Here is a 15619-nt window from a genome sequence, read left to right as displayed (position 1 = left end):
CGCGCACTAGCGACCTTCGGGCCCATGTCCATGCCAGAAATCCCCGACGCGAGCCGTCTACATGCTTAGGGTGATCACAGTCACATCCGCGATGCATGGAGTCCATGAGATGACACTGAAGCCGCACGGTAATCCCCACGTCGAGTTGTTGAAAACGGATCCAGATCTCCCCCCGGTGGGCGTTGTGGACACCAGTCCGATGACGACGGCGAAGCGACTGATGTTCGTCGTGATCGGCTTGCTCGGCGGCGTCGCGTGGGTCGTCGTCGCCATCATCCGCGGCGAGAACATCAACGCCGTGTGGTTCGTGATTGCCGCCGTGTGCACCTACGTCATCGCTTTTCGCTTCTACGCACGCTTGATCGAGAACAAGATCGTCCATCCACGAGACGATCGGGCAACCCCTGCGGAAATTCTCGAAAACGGCAAGGACTACATGCCGACGGACCGTCGGGTTTTGTTCGGTCACCACTTCGCCGCGATTGCAGGCGCGGGTCCCCTCGTCGGCCCAGTTCTCGCTGCCCAGATGGGTTATCTCCCCGGCACGATGTGGATCATCATCGGAGTTGTGTTCGCTGGAGGCGTCCAGGACTTCCTCGTCCTGTGGATCTCGACGCGCCGTCGCGGGCGCAGCCTCGGCCAGATGGCTCGCGACGAACTCGGTGTGGTCGGTGGAATCGCCGCTCTGATCGGCGTTTTCGTCATCATGATCATCATCATCGCGGTCCTTGCGCTCGTTGTCGTCAACGCGTTGGCAGAGAGCCCATGGGGAGTATTCTCCATCGCACTGACCATCCCTATCGCACTCTTCATGGGCGTCTACCTGCGATACCTTCGACCAGGAAAGGTGTCCGAGGTCTCGCTCATCGGTGTAACACTCCTACTGTTCGCGATCATCTCAGGCGGCTGGGTCGCCGAAACCGGCTGGGGCACCGACTGGTTCACCCTCTCCAAAGTCACTGTCGCCTGGCTTCTCATCGGCTACGGTCTCGCCGCATCGATCCTGCCGGTGTGGCTGCTCCTCGCCCCGCGTGACTACCTGTCGACCTTCATGAAGGTGGGCACCATCGCCTTGTTGGCTATCGGTATCCTCATCGCCCGCCCGGAGATTCAGATGCCGGCCATGACGTCGTTCGCGACCGAAGGCAACGGCCCGGCGTTCTCGGGCTCACTCTTCCCGTTCCTGTTCATCACCATTGCCTGCGGCGCTCTCTCCGGCTTCCACGCGCTGATCTGTTCCGGCACGACTCCGAAGCTGCTCGAGAAAGAAAAGCAGATGCGGATGATCGGCTACGGCGGCATGCTCACCGAATCGTTCGTCGCGATCATGGCCCTCGTCACCGCATGCATCCTCGACCAGCATTTGTACTTCGCCCTCAATGCGCCAGAAGCACTCACCGGCGGAACAGCCGAAAGTGCGGCCACCTATGTGAACGGTCTCGGGCTCGGCGGTACCGACATCACGCCTGATCAATTCACCCAGGCCGCAGCAGCCGTCGGTGAAGAATCGATCATCTCGCGCACCGGCGGCGCTCCCACCCTCGCGTTCGGAATGTCCGAGGTCCTGCACCAAGTCTTCGGGGGCGCAAGCCTCAAGTCGTTCTGGTACCACTTCGCCATCATGTTCGAAGCACTTTTCATCCTCACCACCGTCGACGCCGGAACCCGCGTGGCACGTTTCATGCTCTCCGACAGCATCGGCAACCTTCCCGGCGCGTCGGCGAAGAAGTTCAAGGACCCGTCGTGGCGTCCCGGCGCGTGGCTGTGCTCGTTCGTAGTTGTTGCGGCGTGGGGTGCAATCCTGCTCATGGGCGTCACCGATCCACTCGGTGGCATCAATACCTTGTTCCCATTGTTCGGTATCGCCAACCAACTCCTTGCCGCGATCGCTCTCACCGTCGTGATGACCATCGTGGTCAAGCGCGGATACTACAAATGGGCGTGGATCCCCGGCGTTCCGTTGATCTGGGATCTCATCGTCACGATGACCGCGTCGTACCAGAAGATCTTCTCCGACATCCCTGCCATCGGTTACTGGAAGCAGCACAGCATCTTCGTCGACGCGAAGGCTCAGGGGCTTACCGAGTTCCAGAGCGCGAAGACGTCCGAGGCGATCGATGCCGTCATCCGCAACACCTTCATCCAGGGCACACTGTCGATCATCTTCGCGGTGTTGGTTCTCATCGTTGCCGTAGCCGGCCTCGTGGTGTGCATCAAAGCCATTCGGGCAGGCGGGCTTCCGAACAACGAGGATCCCGAAGTTCCCTCGAAGATCTTCGCCCCCGCGGGCTTCATCCCGACGGCCGCGGAGAAAGAGATCCAGCAGGATTGGGACACACTGATCGCCGACGGCACCGTCCGAGCACCCGGCGCCGCACACGCCGGGCAGCACTGACATGCACGGCCTGTGGTGGTGGATCACCTCGGTGATGGGTGACAAAGACTACGAGCACTACCTCGCCCATATGCGACGGGTGCATCCGGACGAGCCGGTTCCGTCGGAGCGCCAGTTCTGGCGGGACCGCTACGCCGAGGCCGATGCACACCCCGGGGCACGCTGCTGTTGATGCTCCACACACCGATGGCTGATTCCCGCTAGCGCGGCGCGTCCACCGGTGACACAGTGGATCGCATGGAGTTGGACTTCGAGCGGTGCTACCGGGCCGTATCTGCACGAGACACCCGCTTCGACGGGCAGTTCTTCACGGCAGTCCGCACGACGGGCATCTACTGCCGCCCGTCGTGCCCGGCAGTCACACCCAAGGCGAAGAACGTCCAGTTCGTTCCGACGGCAGCGGCAGCGCAACAGGCCGGGTTTCGAGCCTGCCGACGCTGCCAACCCGACGCCACCCCCGGCTCTCCGCAATGGAATACCAACTCGGACTTGACCTCCCGCGCTATGCGGCTCATTTCCGACGGCGCGGTAGAGCGTGGCGGCGTGGACTCACTGGCCGATTCGCTCGGGTACTCCACCCGCCAACTGACGCGGGTTCTCAACGCCGAGATCGGAGCCGGACCGTTGGCATTGGCGCGTGCGCATCGGGCGCACACGGCTCGGACGTTGATCCAGACCACGACGATGACGATGACCGACATCGCCTTCGCTTCCGGGTTCTCCAGCGTCCGCCAGTTCAACGACACGGTCCGTGAAGTGTTCGCGGTAAACCCCACCACGCTGCGCGCCGAAGCCACCCGAACGAAGACCCTGTCCAGCAACGGGACCGTCACACTTCGACTCCCCTACCGCAGGCCGTTGGACCGAACCTGGCTCGAATGGTTCCTTCGCGGTCACGCGGTGCCCGGCGTCGAGTCCTTCGACGATCGAACGTACCGCCGATCCCTTCGACTCCCGCACGGACATGGGATCGTCGGACTTCGGATCGAGGACGGTTACGTCGACACGACGTTGAGCCTGCACGATATGCGCGATTTGGCTCCCGCCGTGGCCCGCGTCCGACGCCTGCTCGATCTGGATGCGGACCCGGAGGCCGTGGATACCGCCCTGTCCGCGGATCCGGCTCTGGCACCGAATATTGCGGCACACCCGGGCATACGCGTCCTCGGAAATGTCGACGGCACAGAGTTGCTGTTACGGACCATGATCGGCCAACAGATCTCGCTGGGTGCAGCTGCCACACATACCGCACGCCTGGTCGAGGCGCTGGGCGAGCGGATCGAGGATCCGGGCGGCGGCACCATCACCCGACTGTTTCCCGACGCGTCCGCCGTCGCCGAACACGGACACGAAGTACTCACCGGCCCCAAGGCACGGGTCGGCGCGATCATCGGAGTGGCCGACGCGATCGCGTCGGGCAAGATCGAGTTGCACGTCGCGCGATCGGCAGGAGACCTCGAACGAGACCTACTCGCACTCAAAGGCATCGGCCCGTGGACTGCCAGATACGTGGTGATGCGATTGCTGGCCGACCCGGACGTGCTGCTCGACACCGACCTCGTCGTCCGTCAGGGCGCCGAAGCGCTCGGCATCCCCCTCACCGATACGAGCCGATGGGCGCCGTGGCGCTCGTACGTCTCGATGCACCTGTGGAACATCGCGCTCGAAAGAAGAGGACTATGACTGCAACTGCCGCCACAACCGACACACCGATCGGACCGTTCACCGCCATAGTCGACGCCGAAGGCTGCGTGCTGGCGTCCGGATGGACTGCAACTACCGAAGACCTGCAACCGCTGATTCACAAGTCGTTGCGGCCCAACGACATCCGGATGGTATCGAACCTCGGCAGTATCACCGCGGCAATCGAGGACTACCACCACGGTGAGCTCACGGTCATCGACGACATACCCGTCGCACAACAATCCGGCGAGTTTCTGATGCATGCGTGGAAAGTGCTTCGGACCGTTCCCGCCGGATCTCCGGTGACGTACTCGGAGTTCGCGGATATGGCCGGCCGTCCGGCCGCCATCCGCGGCGCGGCATCGGCCTGCGCGCGCAACGCAGCGGCACTGTTCGTTCCGTGTCACCGGGTCTTTCGCATCGGTGGGGCACTCGGCGGTTTCAGATGGGGATTGCCTGCGAAGACCTGGCTACTGGCGCACGAGGCGGCCTGAGGATTGAGCGCGTCGACAGTTGGGTAGTACAGGCAATCGAGACGTTAGAGTCACTCGGGTACCCGAGTCCGAAGCCACCGAAAAGGACAACCGACGTGACGGAACAGACAGTGCCCAACGGTAAGCCTGGGCGCGATCGCGGCGACCTCATCGGTGTCGGTGGGGTGTGGCTGGCAAAGTGGTCGCTGATCCTCGTATCGGTAGCCGCTGGGGCCTGGGTACTCGGCTGGATCATCTCGGCGCTGTGGGTAGTCATACTCCCGTCGCTGCTCGCGATCATCGTGGCAACGGTTCTATGGCCGCCGACCAAGTGGCTCATGCGCGTAGGTATCCCGGCCGCGCTCGCGGCCACGACTTCGCTCGTCGTCTTCTTCCTCGTCATCGGCGGCGTGATCACACTGATCGTCCCGTCCGTCGTGGACTCGGCGCCCGAGCTCGTAGACAAAGCGACACAGGGCGTGTCCCAGGTACAGGACTGGCTCAAGGGCCCGCCGATCAACCTGCAGGACGAGCAGATCGACAATGCTGTCTCGGCCATCACCTCCCGGTTGCAGGAAAGCGGAACCGCCATTGCCTCCGGTGTTTTCAGTGGTGTTACGGCCGCGAGCTCGATTCTCATCACCCTGGCACTTGTCCTCGTACTGACGTTCTTTTTCGTCAAGGACGGGCCCAAATTCACTCCGTGGCTGCACGGCTTCGCCGGTGGTCGTGCAGGAAGACATCTCGCCGAGATCCTGGCACGAATGTGGGCGACGCTCGGTGGGTTCATCCGAACCCAGGCAGTGGTGAGCCTCATCGACGCATTCTTCATCGGCCTCGGATTGATCGTTCTCAATGTGCCGCTGGCGCTCGTCCTCGCCACCATCACCTTTCTCGGCGGATTCATCCCCATCGTCGGTGCATTCGTTGCAGGCGCCTTGGCCGTCTTGGTCGCACTTGTCGCCAACGGACCGACCACCGCGCTGATCGTGTTGGCCATCATTTTCGCCGTTCAGCAGCTCGAAGGAAACGTTCTGCAACCGGTTCTGCAGAGTCGCAGTATGAATCTGCATCCCGCGATCGTGCTGTTGGCCGTCACCGGTGGCGGTTCGGTGTTCGGCATAGTCGGTGCCTTCCTCGCTGTACCTGCCGCCGCCGTAGCCGCGGTCCTGATTCGCTACGTCTCCGAGCAAGCCGACGAACGCTCGAACGAGGCCAGCCAGGCAGAACTAGAGGAGTCGGCGCCGGATCCGGACGAACTACTGACCGACGAGAAAGACGAGGACGAGGACGAAAAGTCAGCTCAGGACGCCGAAAAGAGCTGAAGCCTCGACCCGTCCCGTTCACGGATGACGTGGAGCCTGCTCGGTATTCGTTGACGCATCTCATCGACGTGGGAGACGATTCCCACCACACGCCCGCCGGCCCTGAGTTCGTCCAGAACCCCCATGACCGATTCCAAGGTGTCGGCGTCCAGCGTGCCGAAGCCTTCGTCGATGAACATCGTGTCGAGGACGACTCCGCCTGATTCTGCGGCCACGACGTCCGCCAGCCCGAGAGCAAGCGCCAACGACGCCAGGAACGACTCTCCTCCCGACAGTGTCTTCGCCGAACGGACGACTCCGGTGTAGTCGTCGCGGATGTCGAGGCCCAATCCGCCACGCCTCCCGCGAGATTCGGCCTCGTCGGAATGGACGAACTCGTATCGCCCCGCTGACATACGCTGGAGTCTCGCCGACGCCGACTCGGCGACGTCCTCGAGGCGAGAGGCCAACACATACGACCGGAGTGACATCTTTCGAGCATTCTGTCCCCGGCCTGCGACGACGTCGGTCAGTGCAGCCAACTGGTCGTGCTTGGCCTGCATCGGTGCCGCGTGGTCGACTGCAGCCCACAACTGGGCGGTCAGTTCTTCCACTTGCTCGAATCGCCGCTTGCATTCGGCCTGGCGTGCAACGGCACCATCGAGCTCGACGGCAGCAGCGTCGGCAGCCTCCTGCCAGGGTGGCGTCTCCACCGGTTCGGTGTCGGCGTCTTCGATGGCGGCGATCGCGGGTTCGGCGAGAACCTGCTCGGCATGAGCGCGAATGTCATGTGCTGCAGCGAGTTGCTTCTCGATGCTCCGGACTCGCTCGGCGGGGATCACCAGGGCCGCTGCGTCCTCGGCGGACTCGAAGCCGGATTCCGACACCTGCACTGTCAGTCGCTCGGCGATCGCCCCGCTGATGTCGGCCGCGCGAGCGGCAGCGACCCTCTTGTGTTGAAGATCGGTGGAGAGTGCGATCAGCTTCTCGAGGCGCGCCACACGCTGATCGAGCGTCTCGTCGCCATCGACAGCGGCGGTGACACGTGCGCGCATCGCCTCGACGGAACTCCGAACCTGCGCGGCCCGTGCTGCGAGACCCGCTGCCGTGGATCGATGCTCGGCAATGACTGACGCGAGCCGGTGATCCTCCGACCTGAGATGAGCCAACGCCGCTCGAAGGTCGTCGAGTGAAGCCGCGGCTGTCTTTGCCGCCGTCAACCGAGTAGTCACCTCATCGAGGGCCACCACCAGTTCATCGCTACCGCGGCCACCTGAACGAGCAATGAGTGCATCGAGCACTCGGACCAGATGGGCCGCCTCCTCAGTCCGAAGATCCTTGGCAGCGGCCGCTCTACGCTCGGCACTGCTCGCCGCTGCTTCGTCCGCCTTCGTGACCGTCGAATCGGCGGCCGACGCAGGCTCCGGGTGAGACCGGGATCCGCAGACTCCGCACGGGCTGCCGTCGACAAGCTCGGTGGCCAACTCCGCGGCCATCCCGGTGAGACGTCGGTCTCGCAGATCGAGTAAATGTTCCCAAGCGTCGTTGTGCGCCGTGCGAGCCGCTTCGCGAGCCGACTCGGCCGCGGCGAGCGCGGTTCGTGTCTTCGTAAGTTCGATTGCCGCCGTGACCGCATCGGAGACAGCGGCAGATTCGGACTCGAGCGCAGGCACGTTCGCGGCAGTGTTCACCGCGGTGGTCGCTGCGAGTTCTGCTTCGACGATCGCCGCAGGCAACTGTTCCCTGAGGACGAGTGCCGCCTCAACAGCCTTCTCGACGGCACGACACTCGGACGTCAGCTTGCGAGCAACGGCTTCCTCCGCATCGGCGCGAATAGCCAACTGCCGCATCTCTTGGAGGCCGACCACCGAAGTCGTCCACTCGCGAACCGCATTGGCGACGACCGTCCGAGCTTCGTCTGCATCCGAGGACGACGCGGCAAGGACCATCCCAGATCCATCGACCATCGCCAACGAGCCACGCGCCGACTCTGCCTCACGCGCAGCGAGGTCGTAGGTCCGCGTTGTCTTCGCATACTCGGCGGCGAGTGTCGCGATGGGGCCGGCAGCGGCGGACCGTTCGACTTCTCGGCGAATCACGTCACGTTCGGGGGCCGCCCGATGGAACTCTGCCAGCTGTTTCCGCGCGAGGTCTCGGCGTTGCCGCAGCACGAGGAGAGTTTTGTGGCGATCGAGTGCCGCGGCGGCGGTGTCGGCCTTGCCGCGTGCAGTTGCGAGCGCCGTCGACGCGTCGGCGTGCGCACCGCGAGCACGCCCCAGAACATCGGTGGCCCACTCCATCGGTTCCCGGTCGAGTTCTTCGTCCTCACCCGAGGCCGTGGCGATCCGACCGAGCAACTTGTCGATGGCAATGCGCGAAGACTCCATCAACGCTGCACTGGAACGCCTTTCGTTGGCAAACCACTGCTCCACATCGCCGAACCTGCTGGTGTCGAACAACCTCTCGAGGAGATTGCCGCGCTCTTCGCTGTCTGCACGCAGGAACCGAGCGAACTCACCCTGAGGCAGGAGGACGACCTGAAAAAACTGGTCTGCGCTCATCCCGAGCGCGGCACCCACTGCCTCACCGATCTCGTCGAGGCGGGTCAGGTTCTGCCCGTCGCCGTCGAGCCACGTCAGACTGGCCTTCGCATTTTCCTTGGTGGTGCCCGTCCTCCCGCCCTTCTTGGGCCGCATGTACTCGGGAGAGCGAACGATCCGGACGCGTCTGCCACCGAGAGTCGCCTCGAGCACCACTTTGGGTACTGAACCGGGCGCCGCATGGTCGGACAGAAGACGCTTACCTTCCCTGCGCGCACCCGGAACCGTCCCGTACAGGGCAAAGGCGACGGCGTCGAGAACAGTGGTCTTGCCCGCACCGGTCTGACCGTGGAGCAGAAACAGCCCGTCGGCACCGAGGGCGTCGAAGTCGACGGATTCGGTTCGCGCGAAGGGACCGAATGCAGTGATCTCGAGTCGATGCAGTCTCATGCCGGTCGGCTCATGCGCTGCGTCCGGACAACTCGTACTGCTCGACCCGCTCGTCGTCACGGGACACGTCCTCGCGCTGCACCGCGGCCAACGCTCGTTCGAGCAACGAAACCTCCCGCGCTTCGGGAATACTTCGCATGTCGGTGAGGAACGAGGTGGCAATATCGATATCGGTGCGACCGCGCACACGATCGCGGTACCGCAGCTCGGAAGTGCCTGCAGGACGCGACCATTCGAGGTGAACAGCGTGCGGGAAGCGGGTACGCAGCGCGCGCATGGCATCGACCGGACGAACCGGATCGGTCAGGACGGCCGACACGTAGTGCTCTTCGGCATCAGCGAATTCGCTTGCAGTGGTGAGCTCTTCGACGGTGCCTTCGATCCTGCTCAAACCTCGGACGACCGGCAGATCTACTTTCTCGACCGTGCCCAGACCGTCCGCATCGAGCTGGAGTATCCACACAGCTTTCCGGTGAGACCGTTCACCGAACGAATACGGCAACGGTGAGCCCGAATAGCGAACACGATCGGTCAGCGTCTGCGGAGAGTGCAAGTGGCCCAGCGCAACATAGTCGACACCGTCGAATGCAGATGCTGAAACGGTCTCGACCCCACCTACCGAGATGGAACGCTCGGAACCCGTCGCTTCACCGCCGACGACGAACGCATGAGCCAGCACCACCGATCGCACGTGATCCGGACCGCTCCGTCGGCCGTCGAGATCTGCGGTGATGCGCTCCATTGCCGCATCCAAGACATCCGCGTGCGACCGCGCACCGGGAACGTCGAGTTCGAGCCGCGTGGTTTCCGGCTCCAGATAAGGAATTCCGTAGAAGGCGACCGGGCCGAACTCGTCGTCGATCACCACCGGAGTGCCTACCTCACACACACGGGTCATCAGATGCAAGCCGCCTGCCGAGGCGAAGGCTGCGCCCGCACCGAGTCGCGCCGGCGAATCATGATTGCCCGACGTCGCCACGATGACAGCGCCCGCCGCGCGGATTGCCTCCAGTCCTCTGTTGCACACGAGGACCGCATCTGCGCTCGGCACGGCGCGATCGTATATGTCACCCGGCACGACCACCACGTCGATTCTTTGTGCTGCAACCAGATCCGCAATGGCCACCAGCGCAGCAGCCTGGTCGGCGAGCAGGTCGACGCCGTGGAACGTGCGGCCGATGTGCCAGTCCGAGGTGTGCAGGATCTTCATGAATACGACGCTAACGGAGGCCACCGACAAACTCGCTCAACCGCTACGGCCAGTCGGCCCCTGCGCCCTGCGAGACGGACAGGCACTCGGGCTGATCCGAGAAGTCTGTCGGTACCGTCGGGCATCATCTGCGTCATGAACGCACTTACCGCTGTCGGAATGGCATTCGCCTTCGCTCTCGGGGCAGCCATCGGATGGTTGTTGCACTCGAGCAGGTTCGGAGATCGTGCAGTGCGCGCCGAGGCACAGTTGGCGGCACTCCGTGACAACGAGGCCCTGCTGCGACGGTCGCTCGATGCCGTCAACGAGGATTCGGCCCGCAGGCATTCAGGAGCAATCGGCCAGCAAGTGTCACATCTGGTGGAACCGCTGCACGACGCCGTGGACGCTCTCACCGAGCAGGTAAGACAGGTAGAGCACAGTCGAATCCGCGCATACGCCGGTCTGACCGAGCAGGTGACCGGGATGCAACGTGCATCGGTTCATCTGTCCACGCAGACGTCCCAACTGGTCACCGCATTGCGCGCCCCGCAGATTCGTGGACGTTGGGGTGAGATCCAACTCGAACGGGTCGTCGAGCTCGCCGGCATGGTCAAGCACTGCGATTTCGACACCCAGGTCACCCGGGACGGGGTTCGCCCGGACATGATCGTCCGGTTGGCGGGTGGTCGGCAGATCGTGGTGGATGCCAAAGTTCCGTTCGCGGCCTATCTTGACGCCGCGCAGGAGGAAGACGCCGATGCTCGAAGCAAGCAGTTGACTCGGCATGCCCGGCACCTGCGAACACATGTCGATCAATTGTCGGCCAAGGAGTATTGGCGCTCGTTCGAGCCGACGCCCGAGTTCGTGATTCTCTTCGTTCCCGGCGATCCGTTTCTCGACGCAGCGCTCACGTCCGATTCGTCGCTGCTGGAATATGCGTTCACGAGAAATGTGATACTTGCCACTCCCACTACTCTGGTCGCTCTCCTACGCACGGTTGCGTACACCTGGAAGCAGGAGTCGCTCGCCGAGGACGCCGCTCGAATTCAGATGCTCGGACGAGAGCTGTATTCCAGACTCGGAGTCGTTGCCGCGCACCTGGACAAGCTCGGCGGGCATCTCGGCAAGGCAGTCGACTCGTTCAACTCCACCGTGTCTTCGGTTGATTCCAGGGTCACGGTGACAGCACGCAAGCTCTCCGAGCTCGAACTGTTCGATACCGAAGTCGTCGAGGTCCGCCGGGTCGACAGCCGACCGAAAGTGTCCGATTCGTCGCATCCGTTGCACCAGTTCGGTCACGTCAGCGACGCAGTCGGGTGATCAGCCGCTAATCTCGGTGGGTGTCTACATCCCAACGAGCCCGTTCCGGGGTTCCGCTGGATCAACGTTCAGCCCTCGCATCAGTGCCCGGCGTCCCAGCGTGGGGGGCGGTGGCTATCGCCGGCGGTGCCAGTTTTCTCGGATTCGTCATCGACGCAGCCCGCGGAACCGAGCTGACCGCTGCCTTCGCCTGTTTTTACATCATCGGCGTAGTTGCCGCAGTTGTCCTGGTCCGCTATCGCGGCCTCTTCACGGCGCTGGTCCAGGCTCCCTTGATCCTGTTCGTCGCGGTCCCCATGGCGTATCAGTACTTCACCGAGAATCCAGGAACCGGCGTGAAGGACATTATGCTGAATGCCGCCATTCCACTGGTCAATCGGTTTCCGTTGATGTTGCTGGGCACTGTTCTGGCGATCGGGATCGGCGGTGCACGCATCTTCCTCAAGAAGCAGTCCACCCACGCCCCCACTCGCTCGGTTCGTGACCGGGCCAAGCAAACACGTGACCGTGCGAGAGCGTCCAGGGCGAAGACGACGAGCGCACCGGATTCGGTGCGCGGTCCAGAGAATCGGGTTTCCGGACGGGGAACCGCATCCGACGGCCACTCGACCGACGGCGGGCGCCGAAGTGCCGACGCGCGCCGGCAGAGCGCCGAGGGCCGCGGGAGCCGTTCGAGTACCGAAGGCCGCCCGAGCACTGAAGGCCGCCCGAGCACTGGAGACCGCCAGAGCCGTCCGAGCACCGAGGGCCGTCCGAGCACCGAGGGCCGTCGAGCGCGGCGCGAACGAGTCGAGCCGTCCTACGACCGCCCGGCCGCTGATTCGTATGGCGCCGACTCGTATCGCGCAGACCCGTACCGCCCCGAACAGGACGACCCGGATCGGGCGCCGCTCCCGACGAGGCGCTCTGCACCCCGACCGCCGCAACCACGGGCGCCCCGCCAAACTGACGTCGATCCGTATTCAGCGCCGCGTTCGGCACCGACAAGCGCACATGTCCCGCCTCATCCGGTCCCGCAGGTTCGCTACCGGGACCGTACCGAACCCTGACTAGGCTCGCCCGAAAGCGGAAGCCGATCAGGCCTTGGTCGGCCGAAGCTCGCGCGGGAGTGAGAAGACGAGGGTTTCGTTGGCCGTGGTCACGGGCTGCACATCGGCATAGCCGTGCTCGGACAGCAGATCGATGACTCCCTGTACAAGAATTTCCGGCACCGACGCACCCGACGTGATGCCGACGGTCTGCACTCCGTCCAGCCAGGCCAGGTCGATCTCCTTCGCGTAATCGACGAGGTAGCTGGCGCGCGCACCAGCGGAGAGTGCTACTTCTACGAGCCGGACCGAGTTCGAGGAGTTCGTCGATCCGACGACGATCACCAGATCGCACTCGGGTGCCATCACCTTGACCGCGACCTGACGGTTCTGTGTCGCGTAGCAAATGTCGTCGCTCGGCGGATCCTGCAAGGTCGGGAAGCGCTCACGTAGACGTGCCACCGTGAGCATCGTCTCGTCGACGCTGAGTGTGGTCTGCGACAGCCAGATGACCTTGTTCGGATCACGCACGGTGACGGCGTCGACAGAGTCGGGACCATCCACGAGCTGCACATGTTCAGGTGCCTCACCCGCAGTGCCTTCCACCTCCTCGTGCCCTTCGTGGCCGATCAGCAGAATGTCGTAGTCGTCGCGGGCGAACCGTTTGGCTTCCTGGTGAACCTTGGTGACGAGGGGGCAGGTGGCGTCGATGGTGCGGAGCTGACGCTCCGCGGCCGAAGCGTGTACCGCGGGCGATACGCCGTGCGCGGAGAACACCAACAGTGCGCCTTCAGGCACCTCGTCGGTCTCCTCGACGAAGACGGCGCCGCGATCGGCAAGCGTTTCGACGACATGCCGATTGTGCACGATCTCCTTACGGACGTACACCGGAGCACCATGCTGCTCCAGCGCCTTCTCCACAGTCTCGACGGCGCGATCGACGCCGGCGCAGTAGCCGCGAGGCTCTGCAAGGAGTACTCGTTTTCCTCCGGTGTAAGGGGCGGAATCAGCGCCCGATGGACGTGCGATACCCAGGTTCAGTGGAACAGCCGAAGACATGACTACAGGATACGTGAGCAGGGCGCCCCGATTCCGACTAGTGGGCGACCCGCCTGTCGGCTACCCAAATGCCTGGACATCAGGCAGGCTGTGAATATGACTCGTGTCCCTTTTGCTGCACGTGTGGCCGCGGGCGTGGTGGTGACCGTCGTCGAAGAGGCGCGCAAGCTCCCCGGTACCGCGGTCACCTTTCCGATGACGGTCGTCAGCGAAATACTGGCCAGCTCGATGCGCCTCCAACAGCAGGTCACCGCTCTCGCGATCAAGGGTGACGAGGTCATCTCGTCGTTGCCTCTCGTCGGAACCCCTGCTCAGGAGCAGCCGTCTTGGGCTGTGTTCGACGACGACCATGCCCCACCATCGCTGAACGAGAACGAAGAGCTCGACGTCCCGGACCACGAGCCTGTCGCTGCGACCGGCCGTTTTGCGCTGTACTCCACTCCCCCGGCCGAGGTCGAGGTCGAGGTCGAGGTCGAGGTCGAGAAAGACGTGCAGGCCGTGACGTCCACCGAGCGACCGGAGATTGTCGACCTCCTCGATTACGACGCCCTAGCGCTCGCACAATTACGTGCTCGTCTGCGCACCCTGTCGCTCGACGACTTGGAGACGCTCCTCGACTACGAGGCCGATTCGCGCGCACGCGCTCCGTTCCTGACGATGCTCGAGAACCGAATCACCACAGCGAAAGCCAAGTGAGCGCAACCAATCAGACGTCAGGCCCAGGTCCGAGCAGCGCCGAAGAGCCGTGGCCGGTCCGCACGGTAGCGATGAAAGTCGCCGGGTGGATCGACCGACTCGGGAGCGTCTGGGTCGAGGGCCAACTGACCCAGATCAATGCCAGGCCAGGCACCCGGACCGCGTTTCTCGTCCTGCGTGACCCGTCGGCCGACATGTCACTGTCGGTCACCTGCTCGCCGCAACTGCTGGAGCGGTCACCGGTCCCACTGACCGAAGGCGCGCAGGTCATCCTGTACGGCAAGCTGTCTTTCTACACCGGCCGAGGCACAGTCTCGTTGCGTGCCACCGACATTCGCGCCGTCGGCGTCGGCGAACTGCTTGCCCGAGTCGAACGTCTACGCAGCCTCCTGACTGCTGAAGGCCTGTTCGATCCGCGCCTCAAACGGCCACTTCCGTTTCTACCCGGCACGATCGGACTGATCACCGCACGCGCGAGTGCCGCCGAAAAGGACGTGCTGACCGTCGCGCAAAGGCGTTGGCCGGCAGTGCGATTCGAAGTCAGACACACTCCGGTACAGGGCCCGCAGGCAGTACCCGCGATCCTCGGCGCGTTGAAGGAACTCAACGACAACAGTGACGTCGACGTCATCATCCTCGCCCGCGGGGGCGGTAGCGTCGAAGATCTGTTGCCGTTCTCCGACGAAGCGCTGTGCCGCGCGATCTCGGCCGCGACCACACCGATCGTCAGCGCCATCGGACACGAACCGGACAGCCCGCTCAGCGATCACGTCGCCGACCTACGTGCCGCGACTCCGACCGACGCCGCCAAGCTGGTGGTGCCCGACGCCGTCGCCGAGCAGAATCTCGTCGCCGACCTGAGGTCCAGAACTGCTGCTGCGCTCCGAAACTGGGTCGCCAGGGAAGCGCGAGGGCTCGAGATGATCCGACATCGCCCGGTCCTTGCCGACCCGATCGCAGGTATCGAGCGACGCGGCGAGGAGATCACGCGACTGCGCGAGGCAACCCGACGTGACGTTCTGCGCGAACTGGCAAAACAGGAAACCCTGGTCGAACACTTACGAAATCGATCGCAATCCCTCGGGCCCGCAGCGACGCTGGCGCGTGGCTACGCCGTCGTGCAACGCATGGTCACCGGCGGCGATCCCGAGGTGTTGCGTTCGGTCGACGACGCACCGCCAGGAACACAGATCCGAGTACGAGTGGCCGACGGCGCTGTGACTGCCGCGGTCATGGGCAAAGTTCGATAGGAGAAAACTCTTGACTGAAACACCGATCAAAGAAATGGGCTACGAGGCTGCCCGAGACGAACTGGTCGACGTGGTGAAGGTTCTCGAACAGGGCGGCCTCGATCTCGACGCTTCGCTCGCGTTGTGGGAACGAGGCGAATTGCTCGCGACCCGCTGCGAGGAGCACCTCGCCGGTGCACGTAAGCGCGTCGAGAATGCCCTCGCACACGTGAAGGATCAGGACTGACGC

General features: G+C 63.8%; 13 protein-coding genes. 10 read left to right on the top strand and 3 right to left on the bottom strand.

Translation table 11 applies throughout. The features are described 5' to 3' along the window. Positions 1-109: 109 nt before the first annotated feature. The 5 genes from ABIB36_RS17520 (at position 110) to ABIB36_RS17500 (ending at position 5876) form a co-directional block, all read left to right on the top strand. Entirely contained in the window at positions 110-2395 is a 2286-nt protein-coding gene (locus ABIB36_RS17520) for a carbon starvation CstA family protein (protein WP_354561413.1), read from the top strand. Position 2396: 1 nt separating this feature from the next. Continuing rightward, on the top strand, positions 2397-2567 hold the full coding sequence (locus ABIB36_RS17515) for a YbdD/YjiX family protein (protein WP_084346065.1): 171 nt from the start codon (positions 2397-2399) through the stop codon (positions 2565-2567). Positions 2568-2632: 65 nt separating this feature from the next. Then, a complete protein-coding gene (locus ABIB36_RS17510; protein ID WP_084346066.1) occupies positions 2633-4078 on the top strand; it encodes an AlkA N-terminal domain-containing protein in 1446 nt (481 codons plus the stop codon). Beyond that, positions 4075-4572 carry a methylated-DNA--[protein]-cysteine S-methyltransferase gene (locus ABIB36_RS17505; protein WP_084346067.1) on the top strand — a complete coding sequence of 166 codons (498 nt, stop codon included), beginning with the start codon at positions 4075-4077 and terminating at the stop codon, positions 4570-4572. The genes ABIB36_RS17510 and ABIB36_RS17505 overlap by 4 nt, the downstream gene beginning before the upstream one ends. 95 nt (positions 4573-4667) lie before the next feature. Further along, entirely contained in the window at positions 4668-5876 is a 1209-nt protein-coding gene (locus ABIB36_RS17500) for an AI-2E family transporter (protein WP_084346068.1), read from the top strand. Here ABIB36_RS17500 and ABIB36_RS17495 read toward each other — a convergent pair. Both ABIB36_RS17495 and ABIB36_RS17490 read right to left on the bottom strand, forming a co-directional pair. After that, positions 5855-8845 (bottom strand): AAA family ATPase, encoded by a 2991-nt coding sequence (locus tag ABIB36_RS17495; protein WP_354561409.1) that lies wholly within the window; start codon positions 8843-8845, stop codon positions 5855-5857. The genes ABIB36_RS17500 and ABIB36_RS17495 overlap by 22 nt on opposite strands. A gap of 10 nt (positions 8846-8855) precedes the next feature. Continuing rightward, the gene (locus ABIB36_RS17490; RefSeq protein WP_354561407.1) at positions 8856-10055 is read right to left on the bottom strand and encodes an exonuclease SbcCD subunit D; all 1200 of its coding nucleotides are present in this window, start codon (positions 10053-10055) and stop codon (positions 8856-8858) included. A gap of 135 nt (positions 10056-10190) precedes the next feature. Between ABIB36_RS17490 and ABIB36_RS17485 the strand changes: the two genes are divergently transcribed. Together ABIB36_RS17485 and ABIB36_RS17480 are read left to right on the top strand one after the other, a co-directional pair. Beyond that, positions 10191-11357: a DNA recombination protein RmuC gene (locus tag ABIB36_RS17485; protein WP_084346071.1), complete on the top strand. Its 1167-nt coding sequence runs from the start codon at positions 10191-10193 to the stop codon at positions 11355-11357. A 20-nt stretch (positions 11358-11377) separates the two neighbouring features. Then, positions 11378-12406, top strand: coding sequence for a DUF6542 domain-containing protein (locus tag ABIB36_RS17480; RefSeq protein ID WP_354561403.1), 1029 nt, complete (start codon positions 11378-11380; stop codon positions 12404-12406). Between the two features lie 27 nt (positions 12407-12433). Here ABIB36_RS17480 and ABIB36_RS17475 read toward each other — a convergent pair whose 3' ends face one another. Further along, positions 12434-13444 carry a 4-hydroxy-3-methylbut-2-enyl diphosphate reductase gene (locus ABIB36_RS17475; RefSeq protein WP_084346073.1) on the bottom strand — a complete coding sequence of 337 codons (1011 nt, stop codon included), beginning with the start codon at positions 13442-13444 and terminating at the stop codon, positions 12434-12436. Positions 13445-13540: 96 nt separating this feature from the next. Between ABIB36_RS17475 and ABIB36_RS17470 the strand changes: the two genes are divergently transcribed. The 3 genes from ABIB36_RS17470 to ABIB36_RS17460 are packed head-to-tail and all read left to right on the top strand — an operon-like array spanning position 13541 to position 15616. Next, complete coding sequence (locus ABIB36_RS17470; RefSeq protein WP_354561401.1) at positions 13541-14140, top strand: lipid droplet-associated protein; 600 nt, start codon at positions 13541-13543, stop codon at positions 14138-14140. Beyond that, complete coding sequence (gene xseA / locus ABIB36_RS17465; protein WP_354561399.1) at positions 14137-15390, top strand: exodeoxyribonuclease VII large subunit; 1254 nt, start codon at positions 14137-14139, stop codon at positions 15388-15390. Before ABIB36_RS17470 ends, xseA begins: the two co-directional genes overlap by 4 nt. A 10-nt stretch (positions 15391-15400) precedes the next feature. After that, positions 15401-15616, top strand: a complete 216-nt coding sequence (locus ABIB36_RS17460) for an exodeoxyribonuclease VII small subunit (protein ID WP_354561397.1) — start codon at positions 15401-15403, stop codon at positions 15614-15616. The last annotated feature ends 3 nt before the right edge of the window (positions 15617-15619 follow it).

Source organism: Rhodococcus sp. UYP9 (genome assembly GCF_040547235.1).
Taxonomy (GTDB): Bacteria; Actinomycetota; Actinomycetes; order Mycobacteriales; family Mycobacteriaceae; genus Rhodococcoides.
This window is presented reverse-complemented; position numbering and strand designations above follow the sequence as displayed.

Excerpts from the sequence above, each read along its gene's own strand:
- ABIB36_RS17485 (WP_084346071.1), top strand. The coding sequence starts at position 10,191 with ATGAACGCACTTACCGCTGTCGGAATGGCATTCGCCTTCGCTCTCGGG.
- ABIB36_RS17505 (WP_084346067.1), top strand. The coding sequence starts at position 4,075 with ATGACTGCAACTGCCGCCACAACCGACACACCGATCGGACCGTTCACC.
- ABIB36_RS17520 (WP_354561413.1), top strand. The coding sequence starts at position 110 with ATGACACTGAAGCCGCACGGTAATCCCCACGTCGAGTTGTTGAAAACG.
- ABIB36_RS17490 (WP_354561407.1), bottom strand. The coding sequence starts at position 10,055 with ATGAAGATCCTGCACACCTCGGACTGGCACATCGGCCGCACGTTCCAC.
- ABIB36_RS17495 (WP_354561409.1), bottom strand. The coding sequence starts at position 8,845 with ATGAGACTGCATCGACTCGAGATCACTGCATTCGGTCCCTTCGCGCGA.
- ABIB36_RS17510 (WP_084346066.1), top strand. The coding sequence starts at position 2,633 with ATGGAGTTGGACTTCGAGCGGTGCTACCGGGCCGTATCTGCACGAGAC.
- ABIB36_RS17475 (WP_084346073.1), bottom strand. The coding sequence starts at position 13,444 with ATGTCTTCGGCTGTTCCACTGAACCTGGGTATCGCACGTCCATCGGGC.
- ABIB36_RS17515 (WP_084346065.1), top strand. The coding sequence starts at position 2,397 with ATGCACGGCCTGTGGTGGTGGATCACCTCGGTGATGGGTGACAAAGAC.
- ABIB36_RS17470 (WP_354561401.1), top strand. The coding sequence starts at position 13,541 with ATGACTCGTGTCCCTTTTGCTGCACGTGTGGCCGCGGGCGTGGTGGTG.